At 69.1% G+C, this 13,124-nt stretch carries 9 protein-coding genes and 1 pseudogene; 7 read left to right on the forward strand and 3 right to left on the reverse strand.

The window, feature by feature from the left end:
- Positions 1-958 precede the first annotated feature (958 nt).
- Positions 959-1,189, forward strand: a complete 231-nt coding sequence (locus tag ACZ6O5_RS25695; RefSeq protein ID WP_465980437.1) for a hypothetical protein — start codon at positions 959-961, stop codon at positions 1,187-1,189.
- Here ACZ6O5_RS25695 and ACZ6O5_RS25700 read toward each other — a convergent pair.
- The 3 genes and pseudogenes from ACZ6O5_RS25700 to ACZ6O5_RS25710 all read right to left on the reverse strand — a co-directional run.
- Positions 1,175-1,259 (reverse strand): annotated as a pseudogene (locus tag ACZ6O5_RS25700) (LacI family DNA-binding transcriptional regulator); the annotation flags it as partial. The gene ACZ6O5_RS25695 and the pseudogene ACZ6O5_RS25700 overlap by 15 nt on opposite strands.
- Before the next feature lie 80 nt (positions 1,260-1,339).
- Entirely contained in the window at positions 1,340-1,600 is a 261-nt protein-coding gene (locus tag ACZ6O5_RS25705) for an SDR family oxidoreductase (protein WP_465980296.1), read from the reverse strand.
- A 16-nt stretch (positions 1,601-1,616) separates the two neighbouring features.
- The gene (locus ACZ6O5_RS25710; RefSeq protein ID WP_465980297.1) at positions 1,617-3,824 is read right to left on the reverse strand and encodes an alpha-galactosidase; all 2,208 of its coding nucleotides are present in this window, start codon (positions 3,822-3,824) and stop codon (positions 1,617-1,619) included.
- Positions 3,825-3,916: 92 nt separating this feature from the next.
- On the opposite strand from ACZ6O5_RS25710, the gene ACZ6O5_RS25715 reads away from it, so the two are divergent.
- The 6 genes from ACZ6O5_RS25715 to ACZ6O5_RS25740 all read left to right on the forward strand — a co-directional run bounded on the left by ACZ6O5_RS25715 (position 3,917) and on the right by ACZ6O5_RS25740 (position 13,028).
- Positions 3,917-5,062: an ROK family protein gene (locus tag ACZ6O5_RS25715; protein WP_465980298.1), complete on the forward strand. Its 1,146-nt coding sequence runs from the start codon at positions 3,917-3,919 to the stop codon at positions 5,060-5,062.
- A 398-nt stretch (positions 5,063-5,460) separates the two neighbouring features.
- Positions 5,461-6,846 (forward strand): glycosyl hydrolase, encoded by a 1,386-nt coding sequence (locus tag ACZ6O5_RS25720; protein WP_465980299.1) that lies wholly within the window; start codon positions 5,461-5,463, stop codon positions 6,844-6,846.
- A gap of 44 nt (positions 6,847-6,890) precedes the next feature.
- Positions 6,891-8,360, forward strand: coding sequence for a lectin (locus ACZ6O5_RS25725; protein ID WP_465980300.1), 1,470 nt, complete (start codon positions 6,891-6,893; stop codon positions 8,358-8,360).
- A gap of 312 nt (positions 8,361-8,672) precedes the next feature.
- Positions 8,673-10,145 carry a family 43 glycosylhydrolase gene (locus tag ACZ6O5_RS25730; protein WP_465980301.1) on the forward strand — a complete coding sequence of 491 codons (1,473 nt, stop codon included), beginning with the start codon at positions 8,673-8,675 and terminating at the stop codon, positions 10,143-10,145.
- Positions 10,146-10,176: 31 nt separating this feature from the next.
- Complete coding sequence (locus tag ACZ6O5_RS25735) at positions 10,177-11,520, forward strand: poly(ethylene terephthalate) hydrolase family protein (protein WP_465980302.1); 1,344 nt, start codon at positions 10,177-10,179, stop codon at positions 11,518-11,520.
- 47 nt (positions 11,521-11,567) lie between these two features.
- The gene (locus ACZ6O5_RS25740; RefSeq protein WP_465980303.1) at positions 11,568-13,028 is read left to right on the forward strand and encodes an RICIN domain-containing protein; all 1,461 of its coding nucleotides are present in this window, start codon (positions 11,568-11,570) and stop codon (positions 13,026-13,028) included.
- Positions 13,029-13,124: the final 96 nt, after the last annotated feature.

Genomic DNA, 13,124 nt, shown 5'->3' on the forward strand with positions numbered 1-13,124 from the left:
TCCCGGTTGACCCCTATCGAGTACGAGACCATCATGACCCCACCGGCCAGTCAGGCCGCGTGACTGAAACTGTCACCTATCGGTGCAGCAGACCCTATTGTTGCCATAGCAACTGAACAGCTTGTTGAAGCCGAACACGTTCGTGGACTCGTACGTGTTACCACTGTCGCGTGAGAAGGCCGATCGGCAGGACCGTGCCATACGCGCATCGAAGTGACCGCTCTCGCGGCTCCAGTCGTACCACATGTCCAGGCACTTACCGCTGGGCACGGCGCCTGTCGGAGCGGCCAGCACGCGCAGCAGGTCGGACGAGTCGTTCTGGTTGTAGAACCCGTAGGACGGCGATGGACCGACGTACAGGTATGCGGATTAGGCCTGAGCGGGACTCGCGACCAGACAAGCCGCCGAGCCGAGCACGATAGCCGCCGCCGTGGCGAGTCGGCGGCGCATGGGATGACCAGACAAGAGCTTCCTCCCTGATGAACAGGGCCACGCCTCTCACCGGCCGCGCGAGAGGCGTGGATGAATCCACCGAGCCAGCAGCATACCAAAATAGATCTCGCGTATCGAGGCCAGCCGATCAAGGGTCTCTGTGTCATCACCCCCCATCAAGACCGTCGCGGTGCGGATTCGTCGTCGAAGCCGCGGAGGTGGCGCTGACGACGCCTCGAGATGCCCGACTACGGTGATGAACGCCAGCGGACTACTTGTCCGACCTGACCGCGAAGATCCTTCGTAGGAATATCGGCGTGTCAGACAACCCGTATGACGATCTGGACGATCCCTTGACGCGATGGCTCAACAGCCAGCCGCAGGCCGACCCGCAACCACCTCACCATCGGCGGCGCGGCCTGCGGTTTGCGTTCTACGGCCGGATGTGGACTGTCGAGCACCAGGACCGGGTACGTCCCGGCACTGGCAACGGGACTGCGCCAGCGAGCTCGTCGCCGGTCACGGGGTGATCGTTGCCGAATACTTCGATGTCGGCTGCTCTCGCCGCCGCGGTTGGCGGCAGCGTCCGCAGGCGGCCGCGCTGCTGGCCGCGCTCGACGATCCGGATCGCGGGTTCGACGCGATCGTGGTCGGCGAGCACGAGCCGGCGTTTTCCGCCCATCAGCTGCAGCACCTGGCGCCCGTGCTCGAGCAGCACGATATGCAGCTGTGGCTGCCCGAGACGGATGGTCGTTGAGCACCCGGGAAACCGTCTGATGGGACACCCCGGCCAACCGGGCGACGTCGCGCATGGCGGGACCGCGCATCCGGCCGTCCGCAAGCCAGCTCACCGGCCCGACGCCCGCCAGGTCCGGCCGGCGGGGACCGGGCGGCGAGGCCGGGTCGGTCACCGGCCCAGCCCCCCGACCGCCTCGCAGGCGAGGAGGACCGTCGCTGCGACCAGGTCGCCGGGCCGGCCCCACCGGCCCGCCGGGATGCGGCCCAGGATCACCCGGCCGCGTTCCGGCTTTTCGCGCAGCACCTGCGCGTCGTCGGTGGCGGTGCGGCCCGGGGCAATGGCGTTGATGTCGACGCCCCGGCCGGCCCATTCGGCGGTCAGCGCCCGGGGCATCCCGGCCAGCCGGCCGGGCAGGTCGAACACGCTCATCTCCACATCACAGGCGTCAGCGGTGGGTCCGGCGCAGCACGATCAGGTCGCTGCGGTGGTCGGCGCCGATGGGTTCCCAGGCGGTGGGGCGGATGCCGACGGCCATGAGTGTGCTGCCGTACCAGCACGACCTGGCGGCGAGCCGTCCGGGTACGCCGTCGGCGTCGCCTCCGGCGACGACCTCGTAGCGCGCGTCCGGGTCCAGGGCGGTCAGCCGCAGCCACCGGGGACCGCTCTTGGCGTTCCCGTGCGGGTTGTAGACGAGTACCACGACCTGGTCGTCGAGCACGTACTGCAGGGCAGATCGCTCGACGCCGGGCCGTCCGCCGAGCCGGTAGTGCCGACCGTGCTGGATGGTGCCGCGCACCGTCTTGTACTGCTCGATCAAGGCGCGGGCTTCGTCCTGCTCCGCTGCGGACCAGCGGGCCAGGTCAACCCCGATACCGAGCGCTCCGGCCATGGCCACGTGGAAGCGGTAGCGCAACGGTGTGGACCGGCCGACGTTCGCGTTCGGCGAGTCGGTGACCCACGCGGACATGACGCTGGCCGGGTAGAGCTGGGAGACGCCGTGCTGCGTGGTCTGCCGGTCGACCGGATCGGTGTTGTCCGACGGCCAGGCCTGGTCGATGTGGTGAAGGATGCCGAGGTCGAGCCGGCCGCCCCCGCCGGCGCACGCCTCTATCCGCAACCCCGGATGGCGGGCGCGCAGGTGGGCCATGACCTGGTAGACGTGCCGGGTGTGGTCGATCCAGACCCGGTCGTGGCCCTGGCCCGGATCGGGCCAGCCCGCCTGGGTGAACGGCCGGTTCATGTCCCACTTGAGGTAGTCGAGACGGAGTTCGGTGACGAGCCGGTCGAGCCATTCCAGGGCCCAGTCGCGGACGTCGGGACGGGCGAAGTTGAGCACGAGCTGGTGGCGTTTGCGGTCGCGGCGACGGCTTTGCAGGTGCAGCGTCCAGTCCGGGTGCGCCCGGTAGAGGTCGCTGTCCGGGCTGACGGCTTCCGGCTCCACCCACAGGCCGGCCTTCATACCCAGCGCGCGAACACCGTCGAACAGGCCCTGGAGTCCGTCGGGGAAACGTTTCCGGTGCGGCCACCAGTCGCCCAGGGAGCTGCGCTCATCGTCGCGCCGGCCGAACCATCCGTCGTCGACGACGAACAACTCGACTCCCAGAGCGGCCGCACACCGGGCGAGCGAGAGCTGTTCCCGTTCGGTGACCGCGAAGCCGGTCGCCTCCCACGAGTTGTAGAGCACGGGACGGTCCTCGTCGCCGGCGGGCAGGACGTACCGGCGGATGTGGTCGTGCCAGCCGCGGCTGGTGCCGCCGAACCCGTCGGCGCGGTATAGGCCGAGGATCGTCGGGGTGACGAGTTCGGCCCCGGCCGGCAGCGGCCACCGCAACCCGTCATGACCGAACCCGGAGGTGACCGCGGTCCCGCCCTCGGGCCGGCGGGTGGTGGTCATCCGCCAACTGCCGCTCCAGCTCAGCGCGACACTCCAGATCTCACCGTGCTCCTCGCCGGCGCCCCCGGCGTCGATCATGATCCAGGGATTGGCGTGATGGCCGGTGATGCCCTGCCGGCTGGTGAAGGTCAACTCCCCCACCGGCAGCCGGCCCTGCTGGAGTTGACTCTCCTCCGCCCAGGCCCCGCACACAGCCCGGTACCGGTAGTCCTCGGCGTCCGGAACGAACCAACTGCCGGAGTCCAGGCGGCTGACCTCCACGGCCGCGTCGCCGCCGGCCCGGTGCCGCAGGGTCACCCACCGTTCGATGACGTCCGAGTCGGCGTACACGCGTGCGTGCAGCACGACTTCGACCGGGAAGGAGTGGTCCTCCAGCACGATGTCGAGCCGGTCCGCCTTCTTCTCGGAGACCGTGCCGGCACTGACGAACCGCAACTCGAGCGACCGCACCTGGTCCACCGTGACCTGCAGGCTCGGTAGTCCCCAGCGCAGGCCACCGTCGACCGGCAGCAGCTCCTCGACCTCGGCCGGGCGGGAGAAGCTGGTCACGTGCCGTCCGGCACCCGACGGGTTACCCGGCCCGGCCGGCATGGCGGCGGCTTCCCGGGCGGCCGGCGGCGGTAGGCTCATCCCCCAGTACCTCTGGGACACCAGCGCCTCGTCGGTCGAGCGGTCGACCTCGACGCCGACCACGTAGGTGGAATTGCGGGTGTTGAGCGCCCACAGCCGGCCGTGTTGATCCAGCTGCACCACCGACATGATGTCCTCCGTGAACTGAATCCGGCAGAACACGCGTCAAACGGCAAGCGGGACGCGTTCATTCCTTGACATCATCAATAAAGTTTTCCAGGATGTCTAGTGTGTTGGCCGAGGCGCATCTGACCGAGGGCATGCGATCGGTTTTCGTGGAGTTGCTGGTGCACGGGCCGCTGTCACGGGCAGAGGCGGCGCGCCGGCTGGACCTGTCGCCGTCCGCCGTGACCAAGCTGACCAAGCCGTTGCTGCAGGATGGCTACCTGCTGCAACACCCGGTCGGCGACCGCAGCGCGATGGGCCGCCCTTCCCAGCCACTGGCGGTCGATCCGGCCCGCGCGGCGTTGATCGGCGTCAAGCTGACCGAGGACGAGCTGTTCGCCGTCCGCACCGATCTTCGCGCCGAGATCCAACGCGAGCTGCGCCGCCCCCTGATCAGCCACGACGTTGACGACGTCGTGGCCCGCGTGGGCGAGGCCGTACGCGAGCTGACCGGATCGGGAAGGCCGCCCGCAGCGGTCGGGATAAGCCTGGCGGGCACCGCCTCAGGTGGGGATCCGGTCGTGCCCACCTCGCCGTTCCTGGGCTGGCGGAATGTGCCCCTGGGTGACCTCGTGGCATCGGTCACGGGTGTGCCGACGGTGGTGGAGAACGACGTACGCGCGCTGACCGCCGCCCAACAGTGGTTCGGCTCGGGTGTGGGGCGTAGCTCGTTCGCACTGGTCACCGTGGGCGCCGGGCTCGGTTGCGGCCTGGTGCTCGGCGATCGTCTGGTGCGTGCTGCCGGCCGAGGCACCGGCCTGGTGGGCCACCTGTCGATCCAGGACAGCGGTCCGCTGTGCGAGATGGGCCACCGCGGCTGCGCCCGGGCGTACGCCAGTTCGGCGGCGATCCGACGCGCTGTCACGGCGACGCTCGACCGAACGGATCTGACCTTCGAGGCGTGCCTGGCCCTGGCGGTGGAGGGCCAGCCGGCGGCGCGACGCGTGTTCGAGGACGCCGGCCGCGCGCTTGGCCAAGTGGTCGCAACCGTCGCGAACATCACCGGCGTCGAGCTGGTCATCCTGTCCGGCGAGGGGGTGGCGATGTACGACGTGTGCGCCGAGGCGTTCGAGGCGGCGCTCGCCGCCCACACCCACTGGACCTCGACGCCCGTCGACGTGGTGGTCAAGCCGTTCACCTTCAGCGAGTGGGCCCGCGGCGCCGCCGTCATCGCCCTGCAGCACCGCATCCTGGGCAGCTGACGCCCGCCCGGCGTGTGTCCGTAGCGGGTGGATTCGGCTTGCGACTTTCTTGACGTCATTCACTTGCTCTGCGCTGCCATCCGGTCATCCAGCGCGAGATTCCATCGACTTACTTGACACTGTGCATGAACTGAGAAGATGATTCCGGCATGTTAACGACGGCCTCCCCGACGGTCGGGGATGCCGCGTCCCATGTGTGGCCGGCGATCCGGCAGTGCCGCCGCGACGGCCCGCAAGGCGTCCGAGAACGAGGTGCCGGAGCCGTATCGGCATCTCGGTGAACGTCACGAGCTGGACCCACCGGGCATGTCCGGCTTCTGGTCGCGGCGTCACGACCCGACGAGCCGGGACGCGACGGACGCCTCACCGAATCCACGAAACCTCAGGAGGAGAACGTCATGCGGTGGAGAATCGTGCTCGCCACGGCCGTGGTGGCCGCGAGCGGCGGCGCGGGATTCCTGGGGGTGGGCACGGCGTCAGCCGCAGCCGGCAGCCCACTGGTGAGCGCCGCGTCCGGGCGATGCCTGGACGTGTCGGGCAACAATCCCGCACCCGGCACCCCGGTCGCGATCTGGGACTGCAACGGGCAACAGAACCAGGGCTGGGTGTTCACCAGCCAGGGCGAGCTGCGCACCTTCAACGAGACCAGGTGCCTGGACCTGCCCGGCAGCGCGGCCGGCACCCCGCTCGCCATCCAGAACTGCAACGGACAGACCAGCCAGCGGTTCCGCCTGAACACCAACGGCAGCGTCACGGCCACCCAGTCCGGCCTGTGCCTCGACGTCGAGAGCAACAACACGGCCAATGGTTCCCGGGTGGTGGGCTGGAGCTGCAACGGCCAGTCCAACCAGCGCTGGAGCTACGCCGGCACCGGCGGGCCGACCACCCCGCCGCCGTCCAACTGCTCCGCCACGCCGGTCGACCCGCAGGCCACCACCCAGGCTCGCAAGCTGCTGTGCTACGTCTACAGCCAGTACGGCAACCACATCCTCTCCGGCCAGCGCGAGACCAACGGCAGCGAGTCCGAGTTCACCCACATCCGGACCAACACCGGTAAGGACCCGGCCATCCGGGGCCTCGACATGTGCGACCGCCCCGGCGCGGTCGACCGGGCCCTCGCCTGGTGGAACGCCGGCGGCATCCCGTTGATCGGCTGGCACGTCGGCGCGCCGGCCACCAGCCCCTGCAACTACGGCGGCACCGCGTCCATCAACGCCACCCTCACCTCCGGCACGGCCGAGAACCGCTCGTACCTGTCGGAACTCGACGCCGCCGCGACCCAGCTGCAGCGCCTGCAGTCCAACGGCGTCGCCGTCCTGTGGGCGCCCTACCACGAGGCCGGCGGCACCTGGTTCTGGTGGAGCAAGGAGGGCGGCAGCCAGTACCAGCGGCTGTGGCGGTTCCAGTTCGACTACTTCACCCGCACCAAGGGCATCCACAACCTGGTCTGGCTGCACCCGTACAACGGCGACCCGAACGCCTCGTTCTACCCCGGCAAGCAGTACGTGGACATCGGCGGCGCCGACACCTACGCCAACGACCACGGCCCGTTGACGTCGCTGTACAACCGCACCCGCGACATCGTCGGCAGCACCATCCCGATCGCCCTGCACGAGAACGGCCCCATCCCGGACCCCGACCAGCTCCAGTCCTCCGGCAGCCGGTGGGTGCTGTTCAACACCTGGAACGGCAGTTGGCTCACCAACCAGGACACCCCGTTCCTGCGCCGCGTCTACAACCACAACTACGTGGTCACCCGCGACGAGGTCCCCAACCTTCGATGATCCCCACCCCACCGCTCCCCATCCCGTCCCCCTGGAGTACCGACATGACACTCGCGCCTCCGCCCACCCCGCCGACGCGGCGACGCCGCACCCGGTGGATGAGCCTGCTGGTCGCCGTGCTGACCACGGCCGGCGTCAGCCTGTCCGCGGTCTGGCTGACCGCCGGCAACGCCGCGGCCGCGTCGACCGGGCGACTGGCCAGCGCCGCGTCCGGACGCTGCCTCGACGTCGTCGGCAACACCTCGACCGCCGGCACGCACGTGCAGATCTGGGACTGCAACGGCCAGGCGAACCAGACGTGGACCTTCACCGATGCCGGTGAACTGCGCGTCTTCAACAACAGCATGTGTCTGGACGCGGAAGCCGGCCAGACCAGCGCGGGCACCGCGGCGATCATCTGGTCCTGCTCGGGGGCAGCCAACCAGCAGTGGCGGCTGAACGCCAACGGCAGCATCACCGGCGTGCAGTCCGGGCTGTGCCTGGACGTCTCCGGCGGCGCCACCGCCGCCGGCACCCCGGTCGCGCTCTGGAACTGCAACGGCCAGACCAATCAGCGTTGGTCGCAGGCCGGCGGCAACCCGACCACGCCGCCGACCAACCCTGGCAGCTGCGCCGTCGCCACCGTCGACCCGAACGCCACCGCCGCCGCACGCCGGCTGCTGTGCTACCTCTACAGCCAGTACGGCAACCACATCCTCTCCGGACAGCAGGAGTCCACCTGGGTCAACGGCCCGGACTACGAGATGAACATCATCCGTAACGCCTCCGGCAAGTACCCGGCCGTCCGCGGCCAGGACATGGGTGACTCCCCGGACTTCGGCGCTCGCGGTCTGGCCTGGTGGAACGCCGGCGGCATCCCGATGGTCGGCTACCACATGGGCTCACCGGCCCAGAACACCGACGGCTACAACGGCTCGCTGATGCGGGCGAACATCAACGCGGCGCTCACCTCCGGCACGGCCGACAACGGCCGGCTCAACCAGCGGCTCACCGCCTGGGCCAACCAGCTGAAGATCATTCAGAACGGCGGTGGCGCGGTCCTGTTCCGTCCCTGGCACGAGGCCAGCGGCACCTGGTTCTGGTGGAGCATGGAAGGCGCCGGCCAGTACAACCGGCTGTGGGTGTACACCTACAACTTCATGCGTGCTCAGGGGGTGCACAATCTGGTCTACCTGCACCCGTTCAACGGCTCCCCCAACTCCGCCTGGTATCCAGGCAAGCAGTACGTCGACATCGGCGGCGCCGACACGTACGCCAACGACCACGGGCCGTTGACGTCGATGTTCAACGCCGCCCGCAACGTCTACGGCGGCACGATCCCGATCGCGCTGCACGAGAACGGCCGCATTCCCGACCCGGCGCAGTTGCAGTCCTCCGGTGCCCGGTGGGTGCTGTTCAACACCTGGCACACCAGCTTCATCAGCGATAGCAGTATCAATTCACCGTCCTTCATCAACACCGTCTACAACAGTTCCTACGTGGTCACCCGCGACGAGGTGCCGAACCTGAGGTGATTGCGCCCGCCCGGGTCGTGCCTGGTCGGCACGGCCCGGGCGGGTCGCTCGCGTCGCCAATGATGTGGCACCTCAGATCGACCGTCCGTTACGCATCCATTATCGCGCGTCTTGGTGGAACGGCGAATTTCGCATGCTCGAATTCTGCGGACGAGCCCGCAGCGCATTCCGTTGGGCTGACCGGAAAAACGCCTTGACAGCCATCAATGTTAGCGCGAACATCGTCTGCACTGCGGGCGAAAAACAACTGTCCCGACCGGCACGGCGAAAATGCGTCGGTCCCGGGTCGCGCCCCCTGGAACGGAGGACGTCATGAACCTGTCTCGCGAACGGTCGCAGGGGCGTGACCGGCGGCGGTGGTGGTCGTCGATCACCGGCGTCATGGCGGTCGTGCTCGCCGGCACAGGCGTGGCGATCGCAACGCCCCCGGCCTCAGCCGCCACCATCGACACCACCGCCTCGTACGTGTTCGTCAACCGCAACAGCGGCAAGGCGATGGACCTCTACAACTGGTCCACCGCGGACAACGCCCCGGTCAACCAGTGGACACGCAACGACCTCGCCGTACAACAGTGGCAGTTCCTCGACGCCGGCGGCGGCTTCTACCGGATCCGATCCCGCCACTCCGGCAAAGTCCTCGAACTACCCACCAGCACCGACGGCACCCAACTGGTCCAGACCACCGACCGCGGCGCGGCTACCCAACAGTTCCGGCTCCAGGACTCCACCGACGGATACGTACGGTTCGTGAACCGCCAATCCAACAAGGTCATCGACGTCTGGGAACGATCCACCGCCGACGGCGCCCGACTCGCCGCCTACCCCGACCAGGACGGCACCAACCAACAATGGCAACTCGTCCGACTCGGCGGCACCACGTCACCGACTCCCGGCACGCCACCCGGGTCCTACCCGCAGCCGAGCCAGGTCGCCGGTGACACCGGTGTGCACGACCCGACCGTGGTCAAGCAGCCGGAGGGTGGCTACCTGGTCGCGCACACCGGCGACAACATCGCCCTGAAGACCTCGACCGACCGGGTCACGTTCCGCAACGCCGGCGCCGTCTTCCCCGGCGGGGCGCCGTGGACCACGACCTACACCGCCGGGTCACGGAACCTGTGGGCGCCGGACCTGTCCTACCACAACGGCCGTTACTACCTGTACTACTCGGCCTCGACGTTCGGCTCCAACCGGTCGGCGATCTTCCTCGCCACCAGCACCACCGGCGCATCGGGCAGCTGGACCAACCAGGGACTGGTCATCGAGTCCCGGACGTCGGACAACTTCAACGCCATCGACCCGAACCTGCTCGTCGACGACCAGGGCCGCTGGTGGCTGACCTTCGGCTCGTTCTGGTCCGGGATCAAGCTGATCCCGCTTGACCCGGCCACCGGCCGCCGGTCCGGCACCGCGACGCACAGCCTCGCCAACTACGGCCCGGGTATCGAAGCGCCGGTCATCGTCAAGCGCGGCTCCTGGTACTACCTGTACGTCTCGTTCGACCGATGCTGCCAGGGCGCCGCCAGCACCTACCGCGTGATGGTCGGCCGGTCGGCCACCCCGACCGGGCCGTACGTCGACCGCACCGGCCGGGACATGCTCGCCGGCGGCGGGACCCAGGTCCTCGCCTCGCACGGCAGCATCCACGGTCCAGGTCACGAGGCGGTCCTCGCCGACAACGACGGCGACCAGCTCTTCTACCACTACTACGCCGACAACGGCACGTCGTGGCTCGGCATCAACCGGATCGGCTACGACACCGCCGTCTGGCCGTACGTCTACTGACCCGAACCATCTCTCGGAAGGTGTGGGAAACGTGAAGACAGATATTCGCGACGGCTGGCCGGGGCCCGCGCCCCGGCGGAGCCGACGCATCGCGGCGGCCGTAGCCGCGGTCACGCTGGGCGTAGCCGCGGCCGCGGCGGCGGTGCTGGGCAGTTCCCCCGCGGCGACGGCGGCCTCGTACCAACGAGGGCCGGATCCCACGGTGCAGAGCGTCGCCGCGAGCCGCGGCACGTTCGCCACCGCCGAGATCACCGTGCCGCGCGGCTACGGCTTCAACGGCGGCAAGATCTACTACCCGACCGACACGAGCCAGGGAACCTGGGGCGCGATCGCTGCGGTACCCGGCTACACGGCGTCCTGGGCCGCCGAGGGCGCCTGGATGGGGCCCTGGCTGGCGTCCTTCGGCTTCGTGGTGATCGGCATCGACACCAACAGCCCCACCGACTTCGACACCGCCCGGGGCACTCAACTGCTTGCCGCGCTGGACTACCTCACCGGGCAGAGCGCGGTCCGTGATCGGGTCGACCCGAACCGGCTCGCCGTGCTCGGTCACTCGATGGGCGGCGGCGGCGCCATCAACGCCGCCATGCGGCGCCCCTCACTCAAGGCGGCCGTGCCGCTGGCGCCGGCCTCGTTCTCGCAGAACCTGTCCAACGTACGGGTACCCACGCTGATCATGGGCGCTCGGGACGACGGCACCGTCACGCCGTCCTCGATCAACAGCCTGTGGGCCACCAAGCCGTCCACCACCAAGGGCGCCTACGTCGAACTCTCCGGCGGCGGCCACGGATTCCCCACCTGGGGCAACTCCCAGGTGACCCGGCGGGAGATCCCCTGGTTGAAGATCTTCCTCGACAACGACAGCCGCTACGCGCAGTTCCTGTGCCCGTCACTCGCGGACTTCACGGGCGTCTCCCGGTATCTCAGCGAGTGCCCGTACGGATCCACCGGCCAGCCGACGTCCCCGCCGGTCACCACGCCGCCGACCTCCGGTGGACCGGTGCGCGCGGTCGGCGCGGGCCGGTGCCTGGACGTCCCGAACGCCACCCAGACCAACGACACCCAGCTCGCGATCTGGGACTGCAACGGCGGCACCAACCAGCGGTGGACCCACACCTCCGGCAAATTGCTCACGGTCTACGGCAACAAGTGCCTCGATGCCGCCGGACAGGGCACCGCCAACGGCACCCGCGTCATCATCTGGGACTGCACCGGCACCGCCAACCAGCAGTGGAACGTCAACGCCAACGGCACCATCACCGGCGTCCAGTCCGGCCTCTGCCTCGACGTCTCCGGCGGCTCCACCGCCAACGGCGCCCTGGTCCAACTGTGGTCCTGCACCAACGGCAACAACCAGCAATGGCGCCTGGGCTAGCCGCCGGAGCACTCGGCTCGGCACCGCCATTCGACAGGGAGGACATGATGACTGTACGTGAACGCCGATGGCGGCTCGCCTCGGTCGGCGCGGCCGTCGCCGTACTGCTGGGCTCGCTCGGCATCCATGCGGCGACGACCAGCGCCCCGGCGCAGGCTGCCACCAGCCAGTTCCGGGGAGTCAACTGGGCGGACGCCCGGGACAACTTCCTCTACGACGAGAACGTCCCGATCGGGCTGTCGAAGTCGGACAGCTATGCGACCACCTATACCAAGGCCACCGCGATCCTCAAGGGGTTCCAGAACCTCGGCTCCAACACCATCCGGTTCGGGATCAATCCGCAGACCACGTCGTCGACGTGGTGGAACAGCCTGACCGCGGCGTACGACGCGGCCAACGCGCTGGGCATGAACGTGATGATCGCGCCCTGGCCTCCGACCGGTGGCCGGATCAGCGACATGAACGCGTTCTACCGGATGTGGGACACGGTCATCGCCAAGTACGGCAGCAACAGCCGGTTCTACTTCGACATCGTGAACGAGCCGTGGGGCTACAGCGCGACCGAACTGACCGACCTCGCGGCCGCGTTCCTGCAGCGCTACGCCAGCATCCCGCGCGGCCGGATCGTGGTGCCGGGGCTCTGGTCGGACATCGACCTGTGCGCCGTGGGCGCTGACTCCCGGCTCAGCGGGACGTTGCTGTCGATCCACATGTACACGCTGGGCGGCGAGACCCACCCGACCGAGGCGGACTGGATCAAGAGCTTCAAGGCCCGCCTGTGCGGCTACGCCGACCGGGCGGTCCTCACCGAGTTCGGGGTGCCGATGAACACCGGCGTGAACTACAACGGGCCCCGCGACGGCAACAACAACGTGTCCTACTTCTACGCGCTCACCGACACGGTGCGCGAGTTGAACATGGGCTCGCTGGTGTGGACCGGCGTCAAGGAGGCCAACCAGACGCAGGGCCCCGGCCCGTGCTTCAACGCCTCCTGTGCGATCACGTCACTGACCGGCAGTGGCACCAGCCTGTCGCTGACCATCACCAACCAGTCGGGGCTCGACCGGCTCCGTTACGGCTGGCGACTCGACGGCACCCCGCCGACGACGCCGCCCGCCGGCTCCGGCACCGTGCTGCGGGGCGCCGGCTCCAACCGGTGCCTCGACGTGCCCGGTGCCGCCACCGCCAACGGCACGCAGGTGGCGATCTGGGACTGCAACGGCGGAACCAATCAGCGCTGGGTCGCGCTGTCCAACGGCGCACTGCAGGTGTACGGCAACAAGTGCCTCGACGTCCCGGGTCACTCCACCACCCCGGGTGCCCGGGTACAGATCTGGGACTGCAACGGCGGCGCCAACCAGCAGTGGGCCCTCAACGGTGACGGCACGGTCGTCGGCCGCGAGTCCGGACTGTGCCTGGACGTGACCGGCGCGGGCACCGCGAACAGCACCGCGGTGCAGACCTGGAACTGCACCGGCGGCGCCAACCAGAAGTGGGCCCGGCAGTAGCTCGCCGGCAAGACGGGCCGGGTGCCGTCCGGGCGGCACCCGGCCCTCCAAGCAGCCCGGCAGCAACGCCGCCGGTCAGCAGTGACGCGTCACCGA

Source organism: Micromonospora sp. NPDC049201, from assembly GCF_055586805.1.